This window comes from Saccharospirillum alexandrii, from assembly GCF_004000275.1.
Classification (GTDB): Bacteria; Pseudomonadota; Gammaproteobacteria; order Pseudomonadales; family Natronospirillaceae; genus Saccharospirillum; species Saccharospirillum alexandrii.
Genome location: NZ_RCIP01000006.1, coordinates 162,715 through 189,666, shown reverse-complemented (window position 1 = coordinate 189,666; position 26,952 = coordinate 162,715). Strand labels below are relative to the sequence as shown.

28 protein-coding genes are annotated in these 26,952 nt (G+C 57.7%); 13 read left to right on the top strand and 15 right to left on the bottom strand.

Going from position 1 to position 26,952, the window contains the following annotated elements:
* From EP166_RS21355 to EP166_RS20115, 6 genes are all read left to right on the top strand, one after another.
* On the top strand, positions 1-236 hold a 236-nt coding region (locus EP166_RS21355), incomplete at its 5' end, for a hypothetical protein (protein ID WP_220432652.1).
* A 132-nt stretch (positions 237-368) separates the two neighbouring features.
* A complete protein-coding gene (locus EP166_RS20135; protein WP_127560482.1) occupies positions 369-821 on the top strand; it encodes a hypothetical protein in 453 nt (150 codons plus the stop codon).
* Between the two features lie 144 nt (positions 822-965).
* Positions 966-1,247 carry a hypothetical protein gene (locus EP166_RS20130; RefSeq protein ID WP_164744034.1) on the top strand — a complete coding sequence of 94 codons (282 nt, stop codon included), beginning with the start codon at positions 966-968 and terminating at the stop codon, positions 1,245-1,247.
* 441 nt (positions 1,248-1,688) lie between these two features.
* Positions 1,689-1,931 (top strand): HP1242/YdcH family protein, encoded by a 243-nt coding sequence (locus tag EP166_RS20125; protein WP_127560478.1) that lies wholly within the window; start codon positions 1,689-1,691, stop codon positions 1,929-1,931.
* Positions 1,932-2,020: 89 nt separating this feature from the next.
* Positions 2,021-2,512, top strand: a complete 492-nt coding sequence (locus EP166_RS20120) for an MOSC domain-containing protein (protein ID WP_127560476.1) — start codon at positions 2,021-2,023, stop codon at positions 2,510-2,512.
* A complete protein-coding gene (locus tag EP166_RS20115; RefSeq protein ID WP_127560474.1) occupies positions 2,509-2,745 on the top strand; it encodes a hypothetical protein in 237 nt (78 codons plus the stop codon). Before EP166_RS20120 ends, EP166_RS20115 begins: the two co-directional genes overlap by 4 nt.
* A gap of 11 nt (positions 2,746-2,756) precedes the next feature.
* Here EP166_RS20115 and EP166_RS20110 read toward each other — a convergent pair whose 3' ends face one another.
* The gene (locus tag EP166_RS20110; RefSeq protein ID WP_127560472.1) at positions 2,757-2,972 is read right to left on the bottom strand and encodes a TIGR02450 family Trp-rich protein; all 216 of its coding nucleotides are present in this window, start codon (positions 2,970-2,972) and stop codon (positions 2,757-2,759) included.
* 103 nt (positions 2,973-3,075) lie between these two features.
* The gene (locus tag EP166_RS20105; protein WP_127560470.1) at positions 3,076-3,354 is read right to left on the bottom strand and encodes a hypothetical protein; all 279 of its coding nucleotides are present in this window, start codon (positions 3,352-3,354) and stop codon (positions 3,076-3,078) included.
* Between the two features lie 148 nt (positions 3,355-3,502).
* On the opposite strand from EP166_RS20105, the gene EP166_RS20100 reads away from it, so the two are divergent.
* On the top strand, positions 3,503-4,237 hold the full coding sequence (locus EP166_RS20100; protein ID WP_127560468.1) for a pseudouridine synthase: 735 nt from the start codon (positions 3,503-3,505) through the stop codon (positions 4,235-4,237).
* 36 nt (positions 4,238-4,273) lie between these two features.
* On the opposite strand, the gene EP166_RS20095 is transcribed toward EP166_RS20100, so the two are convergent.
* From EP166_RS20095 to EP166_RS20075, 5 genes are all read right to left on the bottom strand, one after another.
* The gene (locus tag EP166_RS20095) at positions 4,274-5,707 is read right to left on the bottom strand and encodes an ABC transporter ATP-binding protein (RefSeq protein ID WP_127560466.1); all 1,434 of its coding nucleotides are present in this window, start codon (positions 5,705-5,707) and stop codon (positions 4,274-4,276) included.
* Entirely contained in the window at positions 5,704-6,501 is a 798-nt protein-coding gene (locus EP166_RS20090; RefSeq protein ID WP_127560464.1) for an ABC transporter permease, read from the bottom strand. Before EP166_RS20090 ends, EP166_RS20095 begins: the two co-directional genes overlap by 4 nt.
* Positions 6,498-7,433, bottom strand: coding sequence for an ABC transporter permease (locus tag EP166_RS20085; protein WP_127560462.1), 936 nt, complete (start codon positions 7,431-7,433; stop codon positions 6,498-6,500). The genes EP166_RS20090 and EP166_RS20085 overlap by 4 nt, the downstream gene beginning before the upstream one ends.
* A complete protein-coding gene (locus EP166_RS20080; protein WP_127560460.1) occupies positions 7,430-8,974 on the bottom strand; it encodes an ABC transporter substrate-binding protein in 1,545 nt (514 codons plus the stop codon). Before EP166_RS20080 ends, EP166_RS20085 begins: the two co-directional genes overlap by 4 nt.
* 159 nt (positions 8,975-9,133) lie before the next feature.
* Positions 9,134-9,994 (bottom strand): urea carboxylase-associated family protein, encoded by an 861-nt coding sequence (locus tag EP166_RS20075; RefSeq protein ID WP_127560458.1) that lies wholly within the window; start codon positions 9,992-9,994, stop codon positions 9,134-9,136.
* Between the two features lie 180 nt (positions 9,995-10,174).
* Between EP166_RS20075 and EP166_RS20070 the strand changes: the two genes are divergently transcribed.
* The gene (locus EP166_RS20070; RefSeq protein WP_164744033.1) at positions 10,175-10,759 is read left to right on the top strand and encodes a TVP38/TMEM64 family protein; all 585 of its coding nucleotides are present in this window, start codon (positions 10,175-10,177) and stop codon (positions 10,757-10,759) included.
* On the opposite strand, the gene EP166_RS20065 is transcribed toward EP166_RS20070, so the two are convergent.
* Positions 10,756-10,995 carry a DUF5062 family protein gene (locus tag EP166_RS20065; RefSeq protein WP_127560454.1) on the bottom strand — a complete coding sequence of 80 codons (240 nt, stop codon included), beginning with the start codon at positions 10,993-10,995 and terminating at the stop codon, positions 10,756-10,758. The two genes, EP166_RS20070 and EP166_RS20065, sit on opposite strands and share 4 nt — an antisense overlap.
* Positions 10,996-11,193: 198 nt before the next feature.
* Here EP166_RS20065 and EP166_RS20060 point away from each other — a divergent pair, with 198 nt between their 5' ends.
* From EP166_RS20060 to EP166_RS20040, 5 genes are all read left to right on the top strand, one after another.
* Positions 11,194-12,402: a YcjF family protein gene (locus tag EP166_RS20060; protein ID WP_127560452.1), complete on the top strand. Its 1,209-nt coding sequence runs from the start codon at positions 11,194-11,196 to the stop codon at positions 12,400-12,402.
* On the top strand, positions 12,386-13,921 hold the full coding sequence (locus tag EP166_RS20055) for a GTPase family protein (protein WP_127560450.1): 1,536 nt from the start codon (positions 12,386-12,388) through the stop codon (positions 13,919-13,921). The genes EP166_RS20060 and EP166_RS20055 overlap by 17 nt, the downstream gene beginning before the upstream one ends.
* Before the next feature lie 124 nt (positions 13,922-14,045).
* Positions 14,046-15,911 (top strand): hypothetical protein, encoded by a 1,866-nt coding sequence (locus EP166_RS20050; RefSeq protein ID WP_127560448.1) that lies wholly within the window; start codon positions 14,046-14,048, stop codon positions 15,909-15,911.
* Between the two features lie 7 nt (positions 15,912-15,918).
* On the top strand, positions 15,919-16,512 hold the full coding sequence (locus EP166_RS20045) for a DUF924 family protein (protein WP_127560446.1): 594 nt from the start codon (positions 15,919-15,921) through the stop codon (positions 16,510-16,512).
* 54 nt (positions 16,513-16,566) lie between these two features.
* Positions 16,567-17,319: a DsbA family protein gene (locus EP166_RS20040; RefSeq protein ID WP_164744032.1), complete on the top strand. Its 753-nt coding sequence runs from the start codon at positions 16,567-16,569 to the stop codon at positions 17,317-17,319.
* Between the two features lie 134 nt (positions 17,320-17,453).
* Here EP166_RS20040 and EP166_RS20035 read toward each other — a convergent pair whose 3' ends face one another.
* The 7 genes from EP166_RS20035 to fmt all read right to left on the bottom strand — a co-directional run bounded on the left by EP166_RS20035 (position 17,454) and on the right by fmt (position 26,951).
* Positions 17,454-18,212: a lysophospholipid acyltransferase family protein gene (locus EP166_RS20035; RefSeq protein WP_127560442.1), complete on the bottom strand. Its 759-nt coding sequence runs from the start codon at positions 18,210-18,212 to the stop codon at positions 17,454-17,456.
* Positions 18,213-18,347: 135 nt separating this feature from the next.
* Positions 18,348-20,423, bottom strand: coding sequence for a glycine--tRNA ligase subunit beta (gene glyS, locus EP166_RS20030; protein WP_127560440.1), 2,076 nt, complete (start codon positions 20,421-20,423; stop codon positions 18,348-18,350).
* Positions 20,424-20,429: 6 nt separating this feature from the next.
* Positions 20,430-21,416, bottom strand: coding sequence for a glycine--tRNA ligase subunit alpha (gene glyQ / locus EP166_RS20025; RefSeq protein WP_246026361.1), 987 nt, complete (start codon positions 21,414-21,416; stop codon positions 20,430-20,432).
* Between the two features lie 237 nt (positions 21,417-21,653).
* Positions 21,654-23,102 (bottom strand): TrkH family potassium uptake protein, encoded by a 1,449-nt coding sequence (locus tag EP166_RS20020; protein ID WP_127560436.1) that lies wholly within the window; start codon positions 23,100-23,102, stop codon positions 21,654-21,656.
* A gap of 198 nt (positions 23,103-23,300) precedes the next feature.
* Entirely contained in the window at positions 23,301-24,677 is a 1,377-nt protein-coding gene (trkA, locus tag EP166_RS20015; protein WP_127560434.1) for a Trk system potassium transporter TrkA, read from the bottom strand.
* A 19-nt stretch (positions 24,678-24,696) separates the two neighbouring features.
* Positions 24,697-25,986, bottom strand: a complete 1,290-nt coding sequence (gene rsmB / locus EP166_RS20010) for a 16S rRNA (cytosine(967)-C(5))-methyltransferase RsmB (RefSeq protein ID WP_127560432.1) — start codon at positions 25,984-25,986, stop codon at positions 24,697-24,699.
* On the bottom strand, positions 25,983-26,951 hold the full coding sequence (fmt, locus tag EP166_RS20005) for a methionyl-tRNA formyltransferase (RefSeq protein WP_127560430.1): 969 nt from the start codon (positions 26,949-26,951) through the stop codon (positions 25,983-25,985). The genes rsmB and fmt overlap by 4 nt, the downstream gene beginning before the upstream one ends.
* Between the last annotated feature and the right edge of the window lies 1 nt (position 26,952).

Genomic DNA, 26,952 nt, shown 5'->3' with positions numbered 1-26,952 from the left:
TATTCCTTTTCGCAGTATTTTTAGGAACGTTTGTGTGTGTTGTAAGGATTGGTTTACTTTTTGTTGAGGGCTATATTAAATGCAGTTTTAATCTTCGTAAGCACCTTCAACTCTATAAGAGTAAAAAGCTCGGGGTGTGGATATGCTGTATGTTGGTAGGTTTTGGCATAATTGTTGCCATTGCCTATTTGCTCTTGAGGTTTTTCCCGGAAACATACTCGATAAGTAGCGGTTGAAGGAGTAATCTGGACATCCATATTAAGCGACTATCAATGCCATCGCTTTTCTAGATTTTAACTATTTATAACGATGGTTTTCCGGCTAGTGATACGCGAACGTTGAGCAAAAATTGTATAATTGAAGAATCGATGACTGAAAAGAAAGCTGTTAGTTCACTCTTAGACGAGCTTGATGGTTCAGGCTCGGAGAACGAGATGAATGCAACAAATGAACTAAGAAAGCTTGGCAACCAACTTCCTAAAATGTTATTGGAAAAATATAGGGAAGCAAGAAAATGGCAAGTCAGAAGCTCTTGTGTTTATCATTCAATTCGATATACAAGATCTTCTGCGGAGGCTGTACAGCTAGGGCTCGAGGCTCTCTATGACAAGTCTCATGTAGTGCGTTATAGAGCATGTATGTTGCTGGCCTGCTCACTTGAAATTAATGCTTTGGCAAGCTTAAAAAAAGCTGAAAAAAGCACTTTACACGAAGAGACCTTACTTGATATTAATGCGGCAATAGATGCAATAGAAAACGAAAACAGTAACTATTTCGTAGATCGAGAGCACTCTGGAAAAATGATTTTAAGAGTTAATTAAGACAGACTATGTAGACACCCATCGCTACAGTTTGCAATTGTGATGGGTGTCTAGCTAGCTGCCGATTATAGGTTGTATAATGCTATGAATGGGAAAATAATATTAACTTTTAGTGAGTTGGGTTTCTGGAGGAAAACATATTTAGTGATTCAGTGGTTATCTTCATTCGCTGTTGCAGGTTTTTGCATTTTTGTAGCGCTTGTAAGTGATGAGCCTATAGTAGTGCCTTTAGTGATTTTCGCCGGTTTTGTTCTATTTCTTGCCTATTGGGTTCATACCGCAGTGGTTGAGCGATCACTCAATCAGTTAAAAATCCTGGCGGTAGTGAATGCACTCGCGACAAATTTAGTTGGAGTTCTTATTTTGATTTCAATATACCGATACTCAAAGCAAGAATTGGTAAAAAACGGCCTGCCTTTGAGTTAAATAAAGTAGGAACTTCCGGGGCACCCAACGTTGCAGCTTTCTAAGTTACTTCGATACTGGAAGTTAAAAATCACTTTGCGGCAAATGATAATAAGGGTCGTGCGAGTAAAGTTGGTAGCCAATGAAGGCAACCACCGTTACATTGTATAATTGTCAGGGGAGTTTACATACCCATATCCGGCATGCCCGAGTCTGGCTGCGTTGAGTGGCAACCATACACCTAACTTACACCGCAACCTTTTGACAGGAAGGGCCAGGCTTCTACACTCGTGACCATTCAGTAGCCAGTGTTACAGACTAACTAACTATCGATCGTTCATGCGTTGGTTAACGCTGTTCTCTCACCGTTATTCGATTGGCTATGAAACGTTCTTTTTTCGATCGGGCGTGGATTGTTCATGACCCCATCGAAATCACTTCCCACATCAAAAGGAGCAATGCATGGTTGAAAAACACGATTTATTGCATGAGTTTCCGGAATACCGTGATCAGATTCATTATTTGAAAATGAATGATCGACACTTTGCCAAGTTGTTTGAAGAATATACTGACGTGGAACATGAGGTTCACGGCATTGAAAGCGGTAGTGAGTTTGTTAACGATGAGTATCTTGAAGAGCGAAAGAAGCAACGGCTGCACTTGAAGGATCAGTTGTATCAAATGCTGAAAGCCAACGCAGGTTAGGCACTGGTGTTGAGGGTGTACCCGTAGGCTGTCCTGCTCAGGTTTTCCGTGACAAACTGGCTGCCTGATCTGTGTAATAGAGAGCTTCAATGCCTGAACCAACGCCGATGCAAAGGTTGCTAAATACGCTCCCGCAAACTGGCCGGGTGGAGTGGATCGGTATCCGCCCCGCTCGTGACCAGGCCATGTTGATACTCGATCGTGTCATGGTCAGCCCGGGCAAAGGCCTGGCAGGTGATCGATTCAGTGGCCGTGAAACCAGCAAACGGCAAGTGACATTGATCCAACACGAGCATCTGAGTGTGATTGCCTCATGCTTGCATCGGGAGTCTATTGGCCCCGAGGTATTCCGCCGAAACCTGGTGGTGTCTGGGCTGAACTTGTTGGCCCTGAAAGATAAAACCTTTCGAATCGGTGACGTTGTGTTGGAATACACCGGCTTGTGTCACCCGTGCAGTAAGATGGAGAAAGCCCTCGGTCCCGGTGCCTATAATGCAATGCGCGGACACGGAGGCATCACTACCCGAGTCGTACGAGGCGGTGAACTCGCACTCGGAAGTCTCGTGCAGGCGTGTCTGTGAACTCTAAGGGCCAACCGGCCTTGCAGGACGAGTTGCCCGATATCCGGGATGGTCTGACCCGCACGGACCGTATTGTTCTGGCAGTGCTCGAACAGGCCCAGAAAGAATGCCGGAACCGTAATGTGCCCACCGCCATGCTGTATGGCCGTGTACTGGAGTTTGTGCAGATGAGTGAAGCAGATCTGATCCACATCTTGCATCGTCTGGGCGTTCAATCCCGCACCCGCCAGTAAACCCCAGCTTTTTAAGCCCAACCCTGAAGCCAGCTGTTCTCATCTTTCAGCTCTGCCCAGTCTATTGGCTCTGACCGGTTTGTTAAAACGGCCTCGAGCAAACAATGAATAACCTCGCCCTCCTCATTGAATTCCACCTCCGTAACGAGGAAGTGCTTTTCTTTATTGGAGGGGTTCATCGCCGTCCATTTACTGTGGAGTAGTTTTCTGGGGTTGATATTGTTCAAGGTAAATTCCCGATACGGTTTAAGACCTTTAGCTTTTTCCCCAGAATACTTTACAGGTCGTTTTTTCCGGGGAGCTCAAGGGTATTGGTTTAGATGACAGGGTTTACTTGTTGCCCCATATCCTGGCGACTGCCTTGTCACTTCCCAACGTGCCCACAACGACACATACGAACCCGATCAGGAAGAAGGCGAGAACGGGGAAGAGGCCGCCCAACTGCGCAGAATTAATGGCCAGTACGGCCGATATTGCTGACAAGAACAGGAACAGTACGCCGACGGCAAGCAGAATCTTCCTGTGTGACTTGTCGTATCGGAATTGGTCGTCGCCCGACTCAAAAATACGAAGAATGGGCTGGAACAGATGTCTGAGTGTGTTTTTCATTAACGTTTGCTCGTTTTGAGGGGCATGGCCGTGGTGTCAGCGTTGACACAAGGGTACTGGGAACGGCTCAATGTCACCAGTTCGCTGGCATTTTAACGCCGTGTATCTGGCCACTTTGCCAATACTGGCGCCTCATTGAGGGACCTTTGTGCATTCCAAACACAGTCGCCTGGACCGATTCATCGCGAAGTCCTGTCAGATTCCACTGAAATCGGTGAAGCCGTTGCTTGCCCGTGGGGCCATCACCGTCAATGGTGTGCCGGTTAATGATGGCCAGTGGCGGGTCTGCGAGTTCGACCGAATTGAATGCCAGGGAACGATGCTACAGCACCGTTCACCGCTATACCTCATGATGCACAAGCCTGTTGGCGTTGTCTGTGCAACCAGAGACAAGCAGCACACTACCGTGTTGGACCTGATTGATCACCCGGCCAAAGACGAGTTGCATATCGTGGGTCGGTTGGATCTGAATACCTCCGGCCTCGTGTTGCTGACCAACGATGGCCGCTGGTCGCGCCGGTTGACGGCACCGGAATCCAAGGTGCCAAAGCGGTATCAGGTTCGGGTAAAAGAATCCTTGGATGACCGGTATGTGCAGGCGTTTGCTGAAGGCATGTATTTTGAAACCGAAGGCTGCATGACGGCACCGGTTGAGCTGACACTCACGTCCGCAACCACCGCAGAGTTGGTCTTAACGGAAGGCAAGTACCATCAGATAAAACGCATGTTCGGTCGGTTCCGTAACCGGGTTTTGGCGTTGCATCGCAGCGCGGTTGGCCCTTATGAGTTGGATGCCACCTTGGCACCGGGCCAGTATAGGGTGTTAGGGGAAAGCGGCGAGCTGGGAGCTTTGAGTAAAGAGAAAAAAAGGATCAATCCCTGATCCAAAACGCTAGTCCAATTCTGTTTTGCAGGCCATTTAAGGCTGGCGTTCCTGCAATTTAATCGTTTTGTCACAAAGCTTTTCTACCAGTTCCGGGTCATGACTGACGATGACCAGGCCGCACTCAGTTTCTCTGGCAACCTCTACCAGCAATGTCATGATGCGCTGGCTGGTAATCAGGTCCAGTCTCGAGGTGGGTTCATCGGCAAACAGGAGCACCGGGTCCAGCAGTAAAATGCGCAGTAGGGCGATGCGTTGCAGTTCCCCGCCGGATACCGATTCAGCAGGTCGGTGTAGCAGTGAGGGCATGAGCCCGAGGCGCTCTAGCAGTGGTGGTACGCGAGACGGGTCGATACGGTGGAGCCGCATCAGTTCATCAAGAAGACGCTGCAGCGGCACGCCTGGGGCGAAGGCTGCTGGCGGGTCCTGATACAGTTTTAAGCGACGGTGGCGGGTGAAGGGGTTTGCATACTGAACACTCCCTGCATTGGGTTTCAGGTTGCCCAGCAACACATCGCCCAGCGAGCTTTTGCCAACGCCACTGGGGCCGGTGACGCCGATGATCTCTCCGGCATGCAAGCTGAACGACAGGTCGTTAAACAGGGTTTTGCCGCCGCGCTGAAGCCCCAGGTTGTCGGCGCTTAGCACCTGGTCTTTTTCAGCCTTGAATGCAGGCGCTGTTGTATCTGGCCAGTTGCGTGGCTCTGCGGCGAGCAGTTGCCGGGTGTAGTCGGCCTGTGGGTTGGTGAGCACATTCTGTGTATTACCCCGCTCCACAATCTTGCCTTCGCACATCACCAGCAGTTCGCCGCCGAGCTTTCGGGCAACGTCGATATCGTGCGTAATGGTCAGTACGCTACCCTGGTGCAAATACCCCTGAAGCAGTTCGACGACCTGGTCCCGCCGGTTATGGTCGAGGCCTTTGGTGGGTTCATCCGCCAGCAGAATGCGACCGCCGGCTGCGGTGGCGGCTGCGAAAGCCACTCGCTGCGCCATGCCACCGGAGAGCTGCCCGGGCAACCGATGCAGCGCCTGGCCGAGGCCCAGGTGGGTCAGTTGTTCTGTGGCTCGCGCCCTCGCCTGAGGAGCGGGTACGTTGTTAACCACTTGAAAAACTTCCGTGACCTGTTGGCGGCTTTTCATAATGGGGTCGAGCGAGTGCCAGGGTTCTTGCGGCAGCATGGCCAGGGTTGGGCCCCACAGTGCTTCCCGTTCGGTTTTGCTGAGCGTCAGCACCTCTGTGTTGTCTACCTTGATGGATCCGGAAACCGTCATGCTTTCAGGCAGCAAGCCCATAATGGCCTGGGCCAGCAAGCTTTTACCGGAACCGGTCTGCCCCAGAATGGTCAGCGGGGTTCCCTGCCTTAACGTCAGCGACAGCGCATCGACCAAACGCATCTCGCCTGCCGATATCGACAGGTTGTCGATGTGGATAAGTTCGCTGAGTGTGGCTCTGATCGATACGTTCATCGTATTTTCCCCGCCAGCAGATTAAAGCCCAACACCAAAATGAAGATGGCGGTCAGCGGTTGCAGTAAGGCCCAGGGGGCTTCCTCGTAGTAGGGCAACAGCTCGACCACCATTAACCCGAGTTCCGCGGTAGGCGGTTTCAGGCCAACATAAATAAACCCCAGTGAGGCCAGTGCCAGAATGGAATTGGCAGCGCCGAAGGCCGCCAGCGTGAGTACCGACGCGCGAATCGATGGCCAGATGTGACGCCGGAACAGGTACCAGCGGCCGAAGCCGAGCTGACGCGACGACTCCATCGGCGCGCTGGTAACAGCAACCCGGGTCTGGGCACGCACCACCCGGTAGTACTCAACCCACAGCACCAGCGAAATGGCGAAATACAGCACAATAAAGGAGCCCGGCGCGAGCGCGGCCAGTAACAGGATGAGTATCAAACCCGGCAACGCCATCAGAATATTGACGACCAGGTTCAGGCAGCGGTCGACCCAGCCACCTTGCCAGGCGGCCCACACACCGAGTGCCATCCCCAGCAGGGCGGAGGTCAGCACACAGAACAAACTCAGCAGCAGTGATAACCGAATGGCCGCCCCCAACCGGGCCATCAGGCTGCGCCCGAAGGGGTCGGTTCCCAGCCAGGCTTCGGAGCTCGGTGGCACCAGGTAGAGCGAGAGGTTTTGCTGGTAGGCCTGGCCGGAATGAAACAGCCATTCCAGCAACGCAAACGCCACCAGGCTGGTAATTAATGCAGCCCCCAGACGTTGCGCGGGGTTCAGAATGTAGAGTAGTGCTTTCATGCCAGTTGCCCCCTCGGGTCGGCCCAGTGGCACGCCAGATCAATCAGGGTATTCAGAATCACGAACAATAAGCCCATCATCAATGCGGCCCCCTGAATCATCGGAATGTCGCGGGAAAAAATGGCATGCGCCAGGGCGTGGCCGATGCCGGGCCATGCGAACAACGATTCAATCATCACGATGCCTTCAATCAGCGTAATCAGTTGCACGCCCAGAAATGCGATGACCGGTACCGAAAGGTTGCGCAGCCCGTGGCGCTGGAACGTGGGCGCCGCTGGCAGGCCTTTTACCCGTGAGAACTGGTAATAGTCGGATTGAACCACGGTCTGTGTACTGTCCCGAATAACCCGGCTCGATACCGCTGCCAATACCAGGGCCAGTGAGAACGCCGGCAGCACCAGATGACTGGCCGTGCCGTACCCGGCGACAGGCAGCAACGGAATATGAACCGCGAATGCCAGAATCAGCAACAGCCCAACCACAAACACAGGCTGTGCCCGCAGCAGTGCCGATACGGCCAGCAGGGAACGATCGAACCAGCCACCGGTGCGCATGCCACAGGCAATGCCGATGGGAAGCGCAATGAGCGCCGATATCAGCAGGGCGACGGCGGCAAGCAACAGAGAGTGGCTGAGCTGGTGCTGCACTTCCTGAAAAACGGGCGCACCGCTGATCAGTGATACCCCCAGGTTGCCTTGCAACAGGTCAGTCAACCAGGTGAAGTAGGCCGATAACACCGGCTGGTCCAGCCCGAGCTCGGCCCGAACCATGTCTGCCGCTGCGGCATTCACGTTGTCTTGCCCATAACGACCGGCGGCAATGCGGTAGGCCATATCGCCGGGAAGGGAGCGCATGAAAATGAAGGTCAGGGTTCCGACTCCCCAGGCTACCATTAGGGCCTGAATGAGCCGATTAACTAAAATTTGCCTCATGGTTGCGCAAGTTCCAGCTCGTTAAGGAAGTAATTGCGTTCGAGCGGGTCGAACCGGAAGTTGCTGACCCGGTCGTTAACGGCCGTTTGCTGGGTGTAATAGGTGACCGGGATAAGCGGCATTTCATCTGCCAGAATGCGGGCGATCTGTTGAGCGGTTTGCGCGTACTGCTGAACATCCCGTTCACTTTGTTGGCTTTCGATCAAACCGAGCAGTTCCGGGTGTTGCCAGTTCATCGCCCCCCAATCACCACCAGACTCGCCGGCGAAATCAGCGATCAGCACACCCAGCGGGTCAGCAATAAACCCATAGTTGCGCGCCAGCAAGGCCAGCTCCAGGCTGCCATCCTGATGGCCGGCGGGAATGGCGCTGGAGTTGGTGATGGAGACGTTCAGATCAATGCCAATGTCGGCGAGCTGTGCCTGAATGGCGGTGGCCACCGTGGTCAGCTCCGGGCGGTCGGCGTAGGTAATCAGCGTCAGTTCAAACCGTTCACCGTTGCGGGTTAATACGCCGTCGTCACCCGGCTGCCAGCCCAGTGATTGCAATAGTGCAGTGGCTTCTTCTTTGTTCTGGCGTGCGGGTGGCAAATCGTCGATGTGCCAGTTAGCCAATGAAGGCGGTAACAACTGGTTCGCCTCTGCACCGGGTGTGCGCAAGATGGCCCGGCTGATGCCGGTGCGATCCAGAGCCAGGCTGAGGGCCTGGCGAGCTTCAGGTTCATTTAAGAAATCGTGACCACTGTTAACTTTCATCAAAATCGTGCGGGGTAGCAAATCGGAGTGCACGTTAACCGTAGGCACACGGTTAAGCTGGGTCACGCTGACCGGGTCCAGGTTAAAAACAATGTCAGCCTGACCGGTTCTGGCTTGCAAGGCCCGGCTCTCGCTGCGGTGGCCGGTAAGGTACTCGGCCGATTCAATGGCAGCCGGCTGGCCCCAGTAGTCGTCAAAACGCTGCACTGAAAGCTTGTGCGGCGGCGAGGCAGACACAAAGGTAAACGGGCCGGTGCCGATGAGTGTGTTGACCTGCCCGTCTTCACCGAAGGCATCGGTAGCCAGGATGGCCGTGGAATAGTTGGCGAGCACGGCGGGCAATGGCGAGTAAGGCTGGTTCAGCTGTACGACAACCTCGTCACCAGCGGCTTCAACGGTGTTAACCGGCGCCTGCCGAAACGGGCCGTGTTTTTGCAATGCCGCATTGAGGCTGTGGACGACCTGGTCGGCGTTCAGGGGTGTGCCGTCGTGAAAGACCACACCGTCGCGAATTTTGAAAGCCCAGGTCAGGCCGTCGTCACTGACCTGCCACTCGCTGGCAAGACCGGGTTCCAGCGTGCCGTCTGCGCTGACATCAACCAGGGTTTCCAGAATTTGCATGCGGGTGAACAGATAGCCGTGCTGCGTCGGATCGAGCGAGCTGAATTCAAAGGGAGCGCTGATGGTCAGGTGACCCTGGGTGGTGTCGGCGTGTACGCGTAATCCATTAAAACTGACGATAATGACCAGCAACAGTTTCCAAAAAACCGGAACGGCTCCTTTCATGGTGTTCTCCAACCTGCAAAGCGTGAATGGGGTGTCTGATTCGAAAGTTAAGTGATGTTACAACATATCATTCAATAGTCAATTGGAGAGAGTTGTGGCTTGGGCAGGCCACTTGAATGGGTCAGGTTTGAATCGGTGGGGTTCTAGCTTAAGCAGCCGCTACAGGCCATGTTCTCCGCTATACCCGCTTGGTGCCGTAGGCTCCCAACCAACCAGGGCGCTGGCATCAGGCCGATACACTTCCACAATCAGCGGATAACAGGCGGCCGCATCGCTGGAGTGGCTGGCGCTGCAATCGCCACCCGGGCAGGCAGAGAGCGCACCGAGCAGGTCGATTTCAGCAAAGAATTCCAGATAGTCACCCGGGCGCACCGGGCTGGCCTTCATAAAGTACTGGTGGGTATCCCGGGTGAAGCCGGTGCACATGAAGACATTGAGGACATCGTGGACGTAGTGTTCAGCTTCGACCAGCGACAGTCCTTGATGCTGAGCCAGGGCGCGGGTGAGATTCGAGTGGCAACAATAGTGATAGTGCTCGTTGCTGAGCAGGTGGCTGGTGTAAGGGTCGCACCGGGTGCCAATCACGTCATGCACACTGGCGCCATCGTCATCCCATCCATACCAGTCGAGTGTGTCGGCGGTGATGGTGGCCATCGGCCGTAAATAGGGAAAGCTGCTCCACAGCCGGTCACCGGTGCTCAGGTGGGTACCGTGCAGGGCGCGTGTTTTGCCGCTGTAAAAGCGTTCCGCCAACTGGTGCTGGTTCCACAGGTTCAAGTCGCCGACCTGAGCGCCCTCGGTGCTGATGATGCGGAAAAAGTGCCCGGCGGGCACCTGGAAGGTGGCGGCATCGCGGGGGTTCACCGTTACCCGATCGGTCCGCGACAGGGTCGCGCGGGCTTGGTTTAAGCGGTTGGAATCGTAAGGCGGTAACTGATTCGGCGGGTAAGCGATTACGGGCTGGGCAGCTCGCCTCATTCGGGCATCGATAGGTTCGGGGTGTTCAGCAGGGGGTTTCATTGGATGGCGGTCTCCTGTTAGCCGGGTTTTTGGATCCGGTCAGGCGCACGGGTTCGTAGTAAACCGGCAAAAGCTGACTTCTGTCCGTTAAACTTAAACGACTTGCGCGATAAACTATACCCTCGGTGCGTAATGGCATCGATTCAAGGAACGCGTCACCAAAGGACCCTGTTACCCACTGTGAACAAAGAATCCGATGTTATTGTCAATCGCACCTGGCTGGTCGGCTGGGGTGCCATCATAGCGCTGTCGCTCTCGATTTATTTTCTCAATCCCGAGTGGTTTGCACCGCGCACCTTGCGCCAGTTTTTTAACGACAATCTCGTGGTCAGCCTGTTCCTGTATTTTGTGGTATCCACACTGCGCGGTTTCACCCTGATACCGTCTACCCCCTTTGTGTTGGCTGGCATGCTGGTATTTCCGCCCTTGCCCTTGTTTCTGGTGAATCAGGTGGCGGTTTATACGTCTTCGGCCATCGTGTATTTGATGGCACGGCAGGTCCGTTTCGACCAGTACTTCCACGAACGGTACCCCCGTCAGGTTGAACGCCTTACCCGGCTTCTGCATCAGCGGGAGTTACTGGTGATCAGTGTTTGGGGATTTGCACCCTTTGTACCCACCGACATGATTGTGTACGTGTGCAGCGTGCTTCGCATTAAGCTGTGGAAGACGTTGCTGGGTGCCTCTATTGGCGAGGGTGTGATCTGTGCGATCTATATTTTTGGCGGGTCGATGGGTATAAACCTGCTGCTCGGCCCGGTTTAATCGGGCGTCTTCGATGCCCAAATGGCCAGGCGGTGACGCATCGACTGTTGTGAAATCTGGTCATTGGGCAGCGGCTGAATGATCTTGTCATGCACCAGCAGTCGATAAATGTATTCAATTTTTTCTTCGGCGGAGTCTGTTGGTTCAAATTCAACAACGCCCCGTTCTTCGCCGTACGCCTTGCCCATCGCAATCGCTTTTTTGACCAGTTCTTTTTCGTTCTTGAGTTTTTTCATAGGGGTGTGTCCGGTTAGGGTTAGGGCAGCCGGTTGAGGTGAGCCAGCGAAGCGTGCAGCGGCATTCTCATCAGCGATCGAGCGGGTCCGATGTCAGTGTAAACCTGTCTCGCCACCCGTCCAGTCCGTCGGTTTCATTTGCAGAGCGACCTGCCATACTGAGCCGGTCGCCCGTATCACTGTTAAGGCAAGACGTTTATGTCATCGGAACCCCGGGGTAAAAACTGGAAACGTATCGTCAATGCGGTGCTGTCGCCAGAACCGGACATTGAAGCCGCCGTGTCGCCTCAGGTGCAGGGCGAGGCACCGGTGCTCTGGCTGCTGGGCAAAGTGCAATCGGGCAAGACCTCGATTGTTCATGCCATTACCCGCCACCCCGAAGCCGAGATTGGCGCAGGCTTCAAACCCTGCACCCGCCACGCCCGGCTGTTTGATTTCCCGCCAGAGTTGCCGCTGGTCCGCTTTATCGACACCCGTGGCCTGGGTGAAGTCGATTATGCGCCGGAAGACGACCTGACCGAACAGGAACACCAGGCCGATGCGCTGATTGTGGTGGCCCGCGCCATGGACCCGCAGCAGGATGACGTTTTTGCCCAGGTGCATCGCATACGCAAGCGCCATCCGGGTTGGCCAGTCGTGCTGGTGCAGACCCGGCTGCACGATGGCTACCCGGACGACCGGGATCACCCCGACTACGCTGAACTGCAACGCGACACCGGTCTGACCGATCTGCAACGTGCCCTTATGACTCAGGCGGCCAGGCTGGAAACGCTTCCGGGCCCGGGGCCCGTGCATGCCGTGGCAGTGGATCTGACCCGCCCCGAGGATGGCTTTACCAACCCGGATTATGGCCTGGAGGCCCTGCTGGCCGTGCTGGACCAGGTGTTGGATGCCACCCAGAGCGAACAGCTGCGCAGCCTGCAACTGACCGATGCCGATACCCGACTGCAACAGCTGCATCCACATCTGGTGGGCTATGCCACCGCCGCTGGCCTGACCGACCTGATCCCGCTGGCGGGCTTTGTAACGGTGCCGACCTTGCAGGGCAAAATGCTGCATTCCATTGGTCGCATCTACGGGCTCGACTGGGACCGTCGCAGTCTGGCCGAGTTCGGTACCTCACTGGGATCGGGCACTCTGGTCGGCATTGGGGCCAGTTTTGCGGCGCGCCAGCTGGGCAAACTGGTTCCGGTGTATGGCCAGTCTGTCGGTGCCGTGGCCGCAGGCACTGCCAGTGCGGCGATCACTTACGCGCTGGGCCGGGCGGCCTGTTATTACCTGAATCAGTCGGCACAGGGCAAAGCGGACCCCACCGGGGTCGCCAAAGCTTATCGCGGCTCGCTGCAAGAGGCTTACCAAATGTTTCACGACCGCATGCGCAGGGAGCACCATGACCGCGACGATTAAACGCCGCTGGCGCGGGCCCATCATCATCGTGGTTGGCCTGGTGCTGGTGCTGATGGTCTTGCCGTTTTTGTTGCTGATCCCACTCGGCGGGCTCTGGCTTTGGCAGCAGGGCTGGCTGTTGTTCTGGTTGTTGGGCACAGCGCTACTGACGGGCGGTGGTTATTTGCTGGTGCATCTGCTGCAGCGCCGCCTGATCGGAAGCATCGAAACGCCTGCCGAGACCGCCGCGCCGGTTTCGCCGCCAGAACCAGACTGGTCGGCTCAGGACCTGGCGGCCTGGACCGAGGTGCAGCAACTGGCCCGGGATACCGACAAAATCATTCTGGGTAGCCAGACGTTGCTGCTCGAACGCGCACGTCTGGTCATTGAGCACGTCGCCCGCCACTATTATCCGGATCACAAAGACCCGGTCTGGAATTTCACGCTGCCTGAGGCATTGTTGCTCAGCGAACGGGTCAGCCTGCGGCTGCGGCTGGTGCTGGGTGACCACGTGCCGGGGTCCAGTCACTTTCAGGTTGGGCAGGTGATGCGGCTCTGGCACCTGGGCAGCTCCAGCCAGCCCTATTACAAAGGCGCTAAAACCCTGTTCCGGCTGGTGCGGGCAGTGAACCCGATGTCGGCGGTGCTGGCAGAAGTCCGGGAGCGCCTGCTGAACGTCGCGTTCGATCGAACCAGCGACTATTTGCAGCAAAAAGGCGCTCGCATCTGGGTCGAGGAAGTCGGCCGGGCCGCCATAGACCTGTATTCCGGGCGCTTGCAGGCCGATGCCGGCCAGATGGCCAAACTGGCGGAGCATGAGCAAGCGACGCGCCCGCCGCCGGGGCCGGTTCAGGTGCTGGTCGCGGGCCAGCTCAAGGTGGGCAAATCGAGCCTGGTCAATGCCCTGCTGAATGACACCCAGAGCGCGGTCGATGTACTGCCGATGACCGCCCGTGCCGAGCGCTATCAGCTGAGTGATGAGGCGGGCGAGCCGCTGGCGGTTCTGATTGATACGCCAGGCGTGAGCCACGAACTGAGCACGGAAGAATGGGGGGCGCAGCTGGAGTCGGTTGACTGTATTTTATGGGTGGTGTCGGCACACCGGGCTGACCGGGCACTGGATCGGAAGGCGCTGGATGCCATTCGTGCCTGGTTTCGTGACAACCCGGCCCGGCGGCAGCCGCCGATACTCGGGGTTGTCAGCCACATAGATCGCTTGTCTCCTGCCCGGGAATGGTCGCCTCCCTATGATCTGTCCAACCCGACATTACCCAAGGCTGTTGCTATTAGCGAGTCGCTGCAGCACATCGCAGCAGATCTTGCCTTGCCAGAGGCCGATCTGGTGCCGGTGCGGCTCGACCAGGGCGCCGACGGCTACAACATCGATCTGCTCTGGAGTGCGGTTTATGAACGCCTGGAGCAAGCTAAACACGGCCGGGCCCAGCGGTTGAACCGGCTGGGGCGCAGGCGGGACTGGAAAGCCGTGATGCGCCAGGCGCGTGGCGCGGGCCGACTGGTTCGTCAGGGGCTTAAGCGTTAAGCGATCGCACCTGAACTAACGCACAGTTTGAGCTTTTTCCGCTTGCGCTGAACGCCGACCTGGCTAATTCTGGGGCTCTGGTGGCACCCGGCCACCATCGCTGCTTACAGGGCTCGGTTCAAACATGTCTGCACAACGGTTTCACCTGGTCTGCCTGGGCTTTCAGGATTCAGTCTCCAACAAGACTCAGCTCAGCCTCACGCTCAAGGAACAACTGAAACTCAGTGACGCCCAACTGGCCGATCTGATGGCAAACCGGCGCACTGTGCTGGCGCGCAACCTGCCGGAGGAAAAAGCCCGTCAGTGGGCCAAAAAACTGACCCGGGCCGGTCTGATCATCGAAGCCGAGACGGCGACGGCAAACCAGAAAATCTCGGCCGATGAATTGCGCCAGCATTTGTTGGACGGCGGGCTCAGTCACTATTTTGCCGGGCGTTACCGCCACCCGGATGAAGAGCTGGAAACCCGGTTCAGCCTGCTTATTCTGGCCGCCATTCCCTTTGCGATTTATCTGCTGTTACCGTTGATCGCACTGCTGCTGGTGTTGCCGTTGATCTCGGTGTCAGTCTGGGCCAGCCAGGCCGGTGCCGCTCTGACGCAACTGGTCATCGCCGGTGTTTTGCTGGTGCCCGCGGCGCTGTTCAGGCCGCGTCGCCCGCCAGCAGAGGGGCTGGAGCTGGATCCGGATACCGAACTGCTGTTGTTTGCGCTGATGCATGAAATTACCTCCTATCTGAATACCGCCTCGGTCACGGCCATTCGCATCAGCAATGCGCCCTTCGTCACCGTACGCCAGAGTTCATTGCAATGGCTGCGGCGCCGGTGTGAGGTGGAGATCGGCCTGCCTTATCTCCAGGCGGTAACCCTGCAGCAGCTGACCGGTGAAATGACCCGGCAACTGGGCGCCCTGGCACCGCCCTTTACCTACTGGACCTGGGGAGCATTCAATCAGTGGCAACACACCCTGGCGCGGCTTAACCCCAACTGGTCCGGCGCTCTAATGGTGCGCTTCGCACCCATGGTCGAGCACCTCCAGTCGCGCCAGGAAGCCATGATGCAAACCCTGATCGGGCATAAGGAGGCGCGCCAGGTGACGCGGTTGACCCGCAAACTGAACAGTCTGATGCCCAACTGGCCGGAATTTCAGTCGTTTTGCACCACCCTGGGCGTAACCGCAGATCAGTGGCCGGAATGGATCGGCCCGGCAGAATCGACGCCCGATGCCGACGAGGAAACCAGCCAGGGCCAGTTTCGCATGGCCTCGCCTGCTACCTGGGTGCTGTCCAGTGCGGCGGGGTACCAGAAAGCCCTGAACCGCGAGGCCGGGGCTCGAATGCTAGCCAGTACCTTGCTGAAGCACTACCAAACCTACCAGAAGCACCAGCAACGGGTTAACCAGACCGGCATTGACGTGGATGCGCTGGTGCCGCCCGCCAGTGCCATCAGTGGCAAAGCTGTGCGACCTGCCCAGGTGATGCGTCACTACAACGCTACCCGGGCCACGCAAAAAGCCGCCATGGCTCATGCCCTGGGGCTGCAAAAGAACCCGCCCAAGCAGGATCTGGCATCGCTGACCCAGCGCTGGCGCAGCAGTGCTCAGGGAGTGTGGCCCAGGGCGGCCTTATCACACCCGAATCTGGCGCTGGGCAAGACGCTGTTTTCCGCCTTGCAGTCGGCGCAGCAACTGCACCTCTGGGCCGGGTTCGAACCCGCCACCCAGGAAGCAACTTCACTGCGTGATCGACAGTTGGCCCGACTGTACCTGAACTGGTACCAGACCATGCTCAAATTGCCGGCGCTACCCCTGGGCGCTCCTGCCGGCCGGCAAAGCCTGGCCCTGCAGCTGGCGTTGCCTGAACAATGGGATGCCACGGGAGGCCTGTCGCAGACCGGTCGTTGGGTCAACACTCTGCAAATCTACTGGACGATGGTGGCGGGCAGTCTGCTAAACTCTGGCGCTGAGACAGAGACTGAGCAGGCTGCGGCCTGAAACGCCGATGAAACCCTGGCAATCCGTGCTCGATTTCTGGTTTGGTGACCAGGAACCGCCCGAGCCGCACTATCAAAAACGCTGGTTCAGCGGTGGCAAGGAAACCGACCGGCTGATCGCCGAGCGGTTTGCCGCAGACCATCAGCGCGCCATCGATGGCGAATTGAACGCCTGGCTCGAGCACCCGGAAGGGCGGCTGGCGCTCATTATTCTCGTCGACCAGTTCAGTCGCAACCTGTATCGCGGTCGTGCCGAGGCCTTTGCCTGGGACCCGATTGCGCTGCAGTGGAGCCAGCAAGCGCTCGATAACGGCCATCTGACGTTGCTCGGCATGAGTGGCCGTATGTTCTGCCTGATGCCACTGATGCACGCCGAGTCGCTGGAGTGCCATCAGGTATTGGGCCAGCAGATCGACCAGTTGTTTCACGATTACCCCAGTGCCCGTGAAGCACTGAAAAGCTTTCATGATGCCGCCGGAGAGCACCGGGCCATCATCGAGCAATTCGGCCGTTACCCGCACCGCAATACCGTTCTGAATCGGCCGTCGACCCCGGCTGAGCAAGATTACCTCTCACAGAATAACGCTCGATTTGGTCAATAAATGATCAGCTCTCGTCTATACTGTGGTCAAAACCCTCACGTTGTTGGAGACACCATGTTTAACGCACCCACCCCATTCGCACGGTTACGTTTACTGTTATTGGTGCCCTTGTTGGCATTGACGGCGGTCTTTGCCCAGGCAGAAGATCTGACAGAAGATGACGTTAACCAGATGGTGCGCAACTACATTCTGGAAAACCCGGAAATCATCATGGAAGCCATTAGCATTCTGCAAGAGCGGGAACAGGCGGCCCAGCAGGCCAGCCAGAATGAACTGATCGCGTCCGTGAGTGATCAGCTGACGAATGCTGACAACGATCCGGTGGGTGGCAACCCGAACGGTGACATCACACTGGTTGAATTTTTTGATTACAACTGCGGCTATTGCAAACGTGCTTCCCAAACCGTTAAGGCATTGACGGAAGCCAACCCGAATCTTCGTGTAGTGTATAAAGAATGGCCAATTCTGACGGAAACCTCGGTGACCGCCGCCCGGGTCAGCCTGGCGATCAGCGAGCTGTACCCGGATCAGTATCAGGCCTATCACGATGCCCTGCTGGCTCGCCCGGGCAGCCTCGGTCAGAACAGCGAAGTTTGGGAAGTGGTTGACTCGCTAGGGCTTGATCGAGCTGAGCTGGAAGAGGAAACCAAAGCCGACTGGGTGCAACAAACTCTGGCCAGCAACCGGTCACTGGCCCAACAACTGAACATTACCGGCACGCCCACCTTTGTGGTAGGGACCGAGATTCTGCGCGGCGCCTTCCCGCAGGCCGATATTCAGGCCGCCATTGATGCCAGTATGGAGTAAATAGTCTCTGGGCCCGCAACGGGCCTGGTACGTCGGCGGGTGCGTCTTGAAACAGGCTCATCCCGCCCGTTTTTGTATAGCCCCCCCCCCGATAGACCGCAACGTTATTTCCAACTCTTTCATCCCAAATCGTGTTAGCTCGATTCCTGCTTGCGATGCACCCGTTTGTTCTGTGCCTGAATGCGGGTTAAGCCATCACTGATGACCGTGTGAGCGAGTTTTGTGCCTTCGCTGGCTTTCAGGCTGGCGAGATCAATGGGCGGGTGAATGATAACGTCTATCGTGCCTGGCAGTTTTACGAACCGCTTGTTGAGCCAGTAATCACCGGAATTGTGAGTCACCGGAATCAACGGAACGCCCGCTTCCTTGGCCAGCCGTGCGCCCCCTTGCTGGAAATTGCGCACCTTGTGGGGTTCTGCCCGGGTGCCTTCGGGGAAGATCAGTACGAATATGCCGTCGTTCAAGCGCGGTATACCCTGTTCGAGAATCTGGTTCATGGCGCCTACCCGATCGGCCCGATCAATCGCGATGGGGCGCAACATCGAAAAGGTCCATCCAAAGAAGGGGATTTTCAGCAGACTGCGTTTAATGACCTGCGTCTGGGGCCGAAACAGCCGTTGCAGGAAAAAAGTCTCCCAGGCGGACTGATGATTTGAGACCACTACACCAGCATTGCCGTCGAGATTTTCGAGCCCGGTGATGCGATATTTAATGCCCAGAATCCAGCGGCTGGCGAATACGGTCAGCTTGGCCCAGGTGCCTACCACGAAGTGATAGCGCATCCGGTAGGGCAACAAATAGGCAAAGAGGGCGCAAAACGACGCCCACAAAATCGTGAATGGCCCGTAGAAAAAGGCATAAAAAACAAAGGTTCGCAGGTAGGCCAACCACATAGCGTCAGCTCTCGCCAGGTTAAAAGAGGCGTCCAGTGTACCGACAAACAGTGTCCGGACGATGTCGTTTAAGTGAATTTAGCCTTTCCCCGGGGGAAGAAACGCGGGCCGGCGCCGGCCCGTTTTCACTCGTCTCTACTGGGTTTGGAGCACGGAAATGTCGGCCACTTTCAGGAATAGCTGGCGCAGTTTCGACAAGACCGCCAGGCGGTTGTTACGCACCGCGGCATCGTCTGCCATCACCATGACACCATCAAAGTAGGCATCAACGCTGTCGCGCAGGCTGGCCAGGTGCTGCAGTGCGCCCTGGTAGTCTACGACCGCCAGCATGGGGGTGATATGCGCCTCGGCTGACTGTATTGCCTGCCAGAGGGTGCTTTCGGCGTCGGATTCAAACAGGGCGACATCAACGTCGTCACGGATTTCCCCTTCGGCCTTGGCCAGCAGGTTTGATACCCGTTTGTTGGCGGCCGCCAGCGCTTCGGCTTCTACCAGATGACTGAAGCTGGCCACGGCTTTCACCCGGCGGTCGATGTCCAGCGGCCGGCTCGGGTTAAGCGCCCGTACGGCCTGAAACACATCGTGGCGGAAACCGGCGTCGGCGTACCAGGCGCTGAAGCGGTCCAGTGCGTAGTCAACAACCTGGGGTACCAGGGTGTCCCGTTGTGGCAGGTCCGCATGCTGATCGGCTGCGAAGGTAACCAGCTCGACCAGATCCAGATCCAGATCCCGCTCGACCAGAATGCGCAGCACACCGAGCGCTGCACGGCGAAGTGCGAAGGGATCTTTGGTACCGGTTGGCGGCTGGCCGATGCCGAATAGACCAGAGAGGTTATCGAGCCGGTCGGCCAGAGCTACCGCCATGCCAGCGCGGCTCAGCGGCAGTTCGTCACCGGCACCGGCTGGGCGGTATTGTTCGATAATGGCCTGGGCTACTGCCTTGGGTTCACCATCGTGCAGGGCGTAGTAGTAACCGGCAATGCCTTGCATGTCGTCGAATTCAAAGACCATATCGGTGACCAGGTCGGCCTTGGCCAGCCAGGCGGCGCGCTCGGCCTGATCGACGTCGTCGCCCAGTCGCCGGGCGATCTCGCCGGCAATGGCGCGCAAGCGGGTGGCTTTGTCGTACATCGAACCCAATTGCTGCTGAAAGGTCACCGACCTGAGTTTCTCGACCCGGTCGACCAGGGGCGTCTTGCGATCGGTATCCCAAAAGAAAGCGGCGTCGGCCAGGCGCGGGCGAATGACCTTCTCGTTACCGGCGATGACCTGGGCCGGGTCTTTGCTTTCCAGGTTGGCGATAAAGACAAAGCGTGGGGCCAATTCACCCTTGCTGTCGTGCGTTGGGAAGTATTTCTGGTGCTCCTGCATCGACGACACCAGCGCTTCGGCTGGTACCGACAGGAAGCGAGACTCGAAGCTGCCGAGCAAGGCAACCGGCCATTCGTTCAGCGCTGTCACTTCGTCGAGCAGATCGGGGTCGATGACCACCTCAACGCCTTCGGCTTTCGCCACGGCCTTTGACTGGCTTTCAATGTAGTCGCGGCGCACATTGAACGACGCCAGCACCTTGCCCTGTGTGCGCAGTGTTTCGGCATAGGCGGCCGGTGCGGAAATCTCGATATCGACCGGTGCGTGGAAACGATGACCACGGCTCAGCCGGCCAGATTCAATGCCATACACGGTGGCCGGTACAACATCGTTGCCCAGCAGCATCACCAGCCATTGTACCGGGCGCACAAACTCGTCACGGCTTGTGCCCCAGCGCATGCGCTTGGGAATCGGCAGGGCATCGAGGGTTTGCTGTACCAGCTCCGGCAGCAAATCTGCCGTGGCCTTCCCAGGCTCGACGCCCCGGTAGACCAGCCATTCGCCTTTGTCGGTCTCCATAAGTTCCAGCGCATCGACACTGACGCCGTTGCCACGGGCAAAGCCCTCGGCGGCTTTGGTCGGTTTACCATCGGCATCGAAGGCGGCTTTGACGGCGGGGCCACGGCGTTCGAACGCCTCGTCCGGTTGCGCCAGCCCCAGGTCACGAATCAAAATGGCCAGGCGCCTCGGTGCGCCAAAGCGTTCGGTGTCGCCGAAGCTCACGCCCGCGTCTTTCAGGCGCTGAGTCAGGCCATCGGCGAAGGCGTCTTGCAAGGGTTTCAGTGCCTTGGGCGGCAGTTCTTCGGTGCCCAGTTCAATCAGAAAATCAGCCTGTGTCATGTGGTCTTAGTCCTTGTTCCCGGCACTGAGAATTTCTTCGCGCAGCGCTTGTGGCGCCATCGGAAAGCCCATTGCTTTGCGGGCTTCATAGTAGGCTTTGGCGACATCCCGGGAGAGGGTGCGAATGCGCAGAATATAACGCTGGCGCTCGGTAACCGAGATGGCGTGGCGCGCGTCCAGCAGGTTAAAGGTGTGGCCGGCCTTGAGAATTTGCTCGTAGGCGGGCAGCGGCAAGTTCAGGTCGATCAGCTTGCGGGCTTCGCCTTCGTGGTATTCAAACTGGTGAAACAGGTTGTCGACATCGGCATGCTCGAAGTTGTATTTCGACTGCTCGATTTCGTTCTGCAGATAGACATCGCCATAAGTGACCTTGCTGCCATCGGGTCCGATGGTCCAGACCAGGTCGTAGACGTTGTCGACGTCCTGAATGTACATGGCCAGGCGTTCCAGGCCGTAGGTGATTTCGCCGGAAACCGGGAAGCACTCAATGCCGCCGACCTGCTGGAAATAGGTGAACTGGGTCACTTCCATGCCGTTCAGCCAGACTTCCCAGCCCAGACCCCAGGCACCCAGTGTCGGGTTTTCCCAGTTGTCTTCTACAAAGCGGATGTCGTGCACCAGCGGGTCGACGCCAATGGCTTCCAGAGAGCCCAGGTACAGCTCCTGAATGTTGCTCGGGTTTGGCTTCAGAATGACCTGGTACTGGTAATAATGTTGCAGGCGGTTTGGGTTCTCGCCGTAGCGCCCGTCGGTCGGGCGACGTGAGGGCTGCACGTAGGCCACGTTCCAGGTTTCTGGCCCGATGGCGCGCAAAAACGTCGCCGGATGGCTGGTCCCGGCGCCCACTTCCATATCCAGCGGCTGCAGAATCACACACCCCTGGTCGGCCCAGTATTGCTGCAGCGTCAGAATCAGGCCCTGAAACGTCTTCAGGTTGCGGGCCGTGGTTGAATTCTCGGGTGGTGCTGTCGATGGCGTAGTCTGTTCAGTCACAGCGAAACATCCTGATGTCGGAAGGTCAAAAATCAAACGCCGCATTATACATAGGCGGTGCGGCGGGGTCACTGTGGCTGGGAGACACTGGCCCGCGACGGTTACCGGGTAAACCCTTGTGGGGTCGGCGTAAATCCGTCCATGGAGCCTAGTCCGCAGCATCCATGCTGCGGACTACCCCACAAGGGTTCACCCGGCATCCGCCGCTAGTGTCACCGGCACACTTAAGCTTTAGTGCTAACTGCGCCAGAAATGCGGCGAGAACAGTACCAGCAAGGTGAAGATTTCGAGTCGGCCGAGCAGCATGGCGATGCACAGCACCCATTTGGCCACGTCGGGAATGTTGGCGTAGTGACTGGCTACGTCGCCGAGGCCGGGGCCGAGGTTGTTTAACGCCGCTGCCACGGCTGACCAGCTGGTGACGAAGTCCATGCCGGTGGCGAGCAGGGCAAACAGAATCAGCCCGTAGATCATGATGTACATGCTGAAAAAGCCCCAGACCGCTTCGATGACGCGGTCGCCAACTGGGCGTTTGCCCACCTTGATCGGAAACACGCCTGCCGGGTGGATCAGCCGTTTAATCTCGCGCAGCCCCTGCTTCAGCAACAGCATGGTTCGAATGGCCTTTATACCGCCGGCTGTGGACCCGGCACAGCCGCCGATAAACGAGGCCAGTATCAGGAAAAACGGCAGATACAGCGGCCAGGAGGCGAAATCGGCTGTGCCGTAGCCGGTGGTGGTGAGTAGTGAAACGGATTCAAAAATTCCGTAGCGCAAGGCCTCGCCTGGGGCGTAGACACGGGTGAACATCAACGTCACGGTGGTCATGACCACGAACACCAGCATAATGACAATAAAGAAGCGGTACTCGGGGTCGAGCAGGTATTGCTTGATGCTGCGATTGCGCCAGGCGACAAAGTGCAGGCCAAAATTGGCCACCGACAGGATCATGAAGACCACAGCGACCATTTCGATGGCGACACTGTCGAAATAGCCAATACTGGCATCGTGGGTCGAAAAGCCGCCAATGGCGACCGTGGAAAAGCTGTGCGCGATGGCATCAAAGGGGCTCATCCCGGCGATCCAGTAGCCCAGCGCACAGGCGATGGTCAGGGCCGCATAGATGTACCAGAGGGCCTTGGCCGTTTCGGTAATGCGCGGTGTCAGCTTGGTGTCCTTGACCGGCCCCGGGGTTTCGGTACGGTACAACTGCATGCCGCCGATGCCCAGCATGGGCAGTACCGCCACGGCCAATACGATGATCCCCATGCCGCCCATCCACTGCAGCTGCTGGCGGTAAAACAGCAGGCTTTTGGGCAACGAATCGAGGCCGACGACGACGGTGGCCCCAGTGGTGGTTAGCGCGGAGAAGCTTTCAAAGAAGGAGTCGGTGTAGGTCACCGTGGCCGCCGGGGCCAGATGAATTGGGATGGAACCGGCCAGGCCAAGCACCACCCAGAACAACACGGTGATGACAAAACCATCGCGCGTGCGTAATTCGCCCTGGTAGTGCCGGACCGGCATCCAGCTGACAAAACCAGCCACAAGCGTCAGCAGGAAACCCAGAATAAAGGCGTTGTGAATACCGTCCTGGTAATAAAAGGACACCAGCACGGACGGCAGCATCGACAGACTGAAGACCATCAGCAGCAAGCCAAGAACCTTGATGGTCATTCGATAGTGCATTGGGCAGTATCACTCCTGCGGAATGTTGAAAAACGCCAGCAATGTAACAGGGTTGCAGGGGCGTTTCATGTAACAGCGGGCAGGAAGCCCGCGTCCCTTGCGGCGGCACAGGGATGTGCCTCCGTAAGGGGTGCAATGAAGCGGGCCTGTGACCCGGGCTCGTGCCACTGCGGTGTCCGGTTTTAATTCAACCACGGGTCAGAAGAACGTCAGTCCCACCTGGAACAACCGCTCGACGTCGCTGATTCTTCGCTTGTCGATCAGGAACAGGATGACGTGGTCGTCAGATTCAATGACCAGATCATCGCGGGCGATCAGCACTTCCTCATTACGTACAATGGCACCGATGGTACAGCCTTCGGGCAGGTCGATGTCTTCGATGGCCCGGCCCACCACTCTGGAAGACCGCTTGTCGCCGTGGGCGATGGCCTCAATGGCTTCAGCCGCACCGCGACGCAGGGAGTGCACGTTGACGATGTCGCCGCGGCGCACGTGGGTCAGCAGACTGCCAATGGTGGTTTGCGACGGTGAAATGGCAACGTCGATTTCACCGCCCTGCACCAGATCGACGTAGGCGGAGTTGTTGATCAGCGTCATGACTTTACGCGAACCGAGGCGTTTGGCCAGCATGGAGGCCATGATGTTGGCTTCGTCGTCGTTGGTCAGCGCCAGGAAGATATCGGTGTCTTCAACGTTTTCGTCGAGCAGTAAATCCTGGTCGGAGGCGTCGCCGCGCAGCACAACGGCATGATTGAGATGTTCGCTGAGCCACTGGCAACGGGCTTCGTTGCGTTCCAGCAATTTAACCGAATAGCGGCTTTCAAGGCCCAACGCCAGCCGATAACCAATGTTGCCACCACCGGCAATGATGATGCGCTTGTAGGAGCGCTCTTTGCTGCGCAGTTCACTCATCACCGCCCGAATGTCGGTGCGCCCGGCGATGAAGAACACTTCATCATCGGCTTCAATCACGGTGGACCCTTCCGGGATGATGGGCCGGTCTTTGCGGAAAATGGCGGCAACCCGGGTGTGCACCGACGGCATGTGCTGTTTCAGGAACCGCAGTTCCTGGCCGACCAATGGACCGCCATGGTAAGCCCGTACCGCCACCAGTTGCAGTTTGCCACCGGCAAAGTCGAGCACCTGCAAGGCGCCGGGTGTTTCTATTAACCGTTGAATGTAATTGGTGACCAGTTGCTCGGGGCTGATCAGCACATCCACCGGCACGGCTTCCGGCGCGAAGAGTTTTTCGCTGTACTGGGTGTATTGCGGGCTGCGAATACGGGCAATTTTGGTCGGCGTGCGAAACAGGGTATAAGCCACCTGGCAGGCCGCCATGTTGACTTCGTCGCTGCTCGTCACGGCAATCAGCAAGTCGGCGTCTTCGGCACCGGCCTGGGCCAGAATATTGGGCAACGACGCCATGCCGGTGACGGTACGAATGTCGAGCCGGTCCTGCAGGTTGCGCAAACGCTCGGCGTCGGTGTCGACCACGGTGATGTCGTTATCTTCGCTGGCCAGGTTTTCCGCCAGCGTGGCGCCAACCTGGCCGGCCCCCAACATGATAATTTTCACGCCTGTTTCCTTTTAAGGCTTATTCAGCCACTTTTTCAAGCAACGCAAAATAAAATCCGTCATGGCTGCCTGGTTGAGGCAGCCACTGTACCCCGACCTCGACCTCGGCGTCACCCGCCAGTTGCAGCTCGAGGGCTCTGGCATCGGCCTGGCGCTTCAGAAAGGCAGTGATGCGCTCCGAGTTTTCCCGTTGTAGCAGTGAACAGGTTGCGTACAGCAGCCGTCCGCCCGGTTTGAGGGTTTGCCACAGGCGCTGCAACAGTTGGTCCTGCACCTGGGTGAGAAACTCCACATCCTTGGGTTTGCGCAGCAGTTTAATGTCCGGGTGGCGGCGAATGACGCCGGTGCCCGAGCAGGGTGCGTCGAGCAAAATGCGATCGAAGGCCGTGCCGTCCCACCAGCTTTTCAGATCGGCGGCGTCGGCGGCTTTAAGGTCAGCTTGCAGGCCGATGCGGTCCAGGTTTTCCTGCACGCGCTCCAGGCGTCCGGCATCGATGTCGAGTGCGGTAACCTGAACATCGGCGCGTTCCAGCAGGTGGCCGGTTTTACCCCCGGGGGCGGCGCAGGCGTCAAGAACGCGCTCGCCGTGTTGCGGGTCGAGCAGGAAGGCGCATTGCTGGGCTGCTTCGTCCTGTACGCTGACCCGGCCCTGTTCGAAACCGGGCAGCTGCAAAACACCGACCGGTTGCGCCAGGGTGACGGCTGAGGCCGTGATCGCCGAGGGCTCCACTGACAGGCCAGCGGTGTCGGCGTCGGCCAGCCAGGCATCACGGCTGCCCTGGCGCTGATTCACGCGCAGCGTCATTGGACCCTGGTCGTTGCCGTTGGCCATGATGTCCAGCCACTGTTCCGGGTAATCCTTACGCAACTGGCGAGTCAGCCAGCCAGGCATGGCGTGCTGGTTTTGCAGGTTGGCAAGCAGTTCCTCGCGCTCGCGCTGAAAGCGCCGCAGTGCGGCGTTCAACAGGGCTTTGGCCCAGGGCTTTTTCAGCGGCTTGGTGGCATCGACAGTTTCGTTGATGGCGGCGTGTTCGGGTATATCCAGATACAGCAGTTGATACAAGCCAACCAGCAACAGCATCTGTATCACCCGCTCCTTATGCTGGATTGGTTTATCGAGCAGGGTGCGTGACAGTTCGTCGAGGCTGAGGTAGTGCCGAATCGTTCCATACACCAGTTTCTGGTAGAGGCCGCGATCGGTCTCTTCCAGGGTGTCACGGTAGCGCGGCAGCAAATCGCTCAGCGATCGACCCTGATCGGCGACCTGCAATACGGTCTGAGCCGCCAGTACACGGACATTCTGGCTCATTGGGCGGCCTCGGTTGGTTGGGTGCTGGTAAAGACCGGGTCGGCTTCGAAGGCCGGGCGGCGCGCGTTCAATACATCGGCAGTGGCCATGGCTTTCTTGCCGGGCAGTTGCAGTCGTTCGATGACCAGGGTGCCTGTGCCGCAGGCAACCACCAGGTCGGTCGGAGTTAATTGCTGAATGTTGCCCGGAGGGTGGGTAGCGGCCTGGTCACCGGGACGGGCCTGGTGAATGCGCAGTGTCTGGCCTTGCCAGTACGTATAAGCACCCGGCCAGGGCGTCAGCCCGCGAATCTGGCGGTCGATGTGGGCGGCGCTTTCAGCCCAGTTGATCTCGCCTTCGGCCTTGCTGAGTTTTTCGGCGTAGGTGGCGTCGGCATCGTTTTGCGGTTCGGCTTTGGCGGTGCCGGCTTCCAGGCTAGCCAGGGCATCAATCAGCGCGGGCTTGCCACACTCGATCAGCGCGTCGTGCAGTCGCTCGCTGGTCATGTCGGGCGTGATCGGGCACCGGGCTTTGAGCAGCATGTCGCCGGTATCGAGCCCAGCGTTCATCTGCATGATGGTCACCCCGGTCTCTGCATCACCCGCCAGCAATGCACGGTGAATCGGGGCGGCACCGCGCCAGCGCGGTAGCAGTGAGGCATGAACATTGATGCAACCCAGGCACGGTGCATCGAGCACAGCCTGCGGCAGAATCAGCCCGTAGGCGACGACGATCATCAGATCGGCATTTAACGCCGCCAGCTCCGCCTGGGCGTCGCTGTTGCGCAGCGTGGCGGGCTGGTACACCGGAATGCCGGCCGCTTCGGCCACGGTTTTAACGGGCGATGCGGTAAGCTTGCGCCCCCGCCCGGCTGGTTGGTCCGGTCGGGTGTAAACGGCAATAACGTCATGGTCAGAGCCGAGTACGGCGCGCAGGTGCTCAGCCGCGAACTCGGGGGTTCCGGCGAAGATAACCTTCAGCGACATG

Coding starts and splice junctions, on each gene's coding strand:
- EP166_RS20135 (WP_127560482.1), top strand. CDS start 369: ATGACTGAAAAGAAAGCTGTTAGTTCACTCTTAGACGAGCTTGATGGT.
- EP166_RS20125 (WP_127560478.1), top strand. CDS start 1,689: ATGGTTGAAAAACACGATTTATTGCATGAGTTTCCGGAATACCGTGAT.
- EP166_RS20120 (WP_127560476.1), top strand. CDS start 2,021: ATGCCTGAACCAACGCCGATGCAAAGGTTGCTAAATACGCTCCCGCAA.
- EP166_RS20105 (WP_127560470.1), bottom strand. CDS start 3,354: ATGAAAAACACACTCAGACATCTGTTCCAGCCCATTCTTCGTATTTTT.
- EP166_RS20095 (WP_127560466.1), bottom strand. CDS start 5,707: ATGAACGTATCGATCAGAGCCACACTCAGCGAACTTATCCACATCGAC.
- EP166_RS20090 (WP_127560464.1), bottom strand. CDS start 6,501: ATGAAAGCACTACTCTACATTCTGAACCCCGCGCAACGTCTGGGGGCT.
- EP166_RS20085 (WP_127560462.1), bottom strand. CDS start 7,433: ATGAGGCAAATTTTAGTTAATCGGCTCATTCAGGCCCTAATGGTAGCC.
- EP166_RS20080 (WP_127560460.1), bottom strand. CDS start 8,974: ATGAAAGGAGCCGTTCCGGTTTTTTGGAAACTGTTGCTGGTCATTATC.
- EP166_RS20075 (WP_127560458.1), bottom strand. CDS start 9,994: ATGAAACCCCCTGCTGAACACCCCGAACCTATCGATGCCCGAATGAGG.
- EP166_RS20065 (WP_127560454.1), bottom strand. CDS start 10,995: ATGAAAAAACTCAAGAACGAAAAAGAACTGGTCAAAAAAGCGATTGCG.
- EP166_RS20060 (WP_127560452.1), top strand. CDS start 11,194: ATGTCATCGGAACCCCGGGGTAAAAACTGGAAACGTATCGTCAATGCG.
- EP166_RS20055 (WP_127560450.1), top strand. CDS start 12,386: ATGACCGCGACGATTAAACGCCGCTGGCGCGGGCCCATCATCATCGTG.
- EP166_RS20050 (WP_127560448.1), top strand. CDS start 14,046: ATGTCTGCACAACGGTTTCACCTGGTCTGCCTGGGCTTTCAGGATTCA.
- EP166_RS20045 (WP_127560446.1), top strand. CDS start 15,919: ATGAAACCCTGGCAATCCGTGCTCGATTTCTGGTTTGGTGACCAGGAA.
- EP166_RS20040 (WP_164744032.1), top strand. CDS start 16,567: ATGTTTAACGCACCCACCCCATTCGCACGGTTACGTTTACTGTTATTG.
- EP166_RS20035 (WP_127560442.1), bottom strand. CDS start 18,212: ATGTGGTTGGCCTACCTGCGAACCTTTGTTTTTTATGCCTTTTTCTAC.
- glyS (WP_127560440.1), bottom strand. CDS start 20,423: ATGACACAGGCTGATTTTCTGATTGAACTGGGCACCGAAGAACTGCCG.
- EP166_RS20020 (WP_127560436.1), bottom strand. CDS start 23,102: ATGCACTATCGAATGACCATCAAGGTTCTTGGCTTGCTGCTGATGGTC.
- rsmB (WP_127560432.1), bottom strand. CDS start 25,986: ATGAGCCAGAATGTCCGTGTACTGGCGGCTCAGACCGTATTGCAGGTC.
- fmt (WP_127560430.1), bottom strand. CDS start 26,951: ATGTCGCTGAAGGTTATCTTCGCCGGAACCCCCGAGTTCGCGGCTGAG.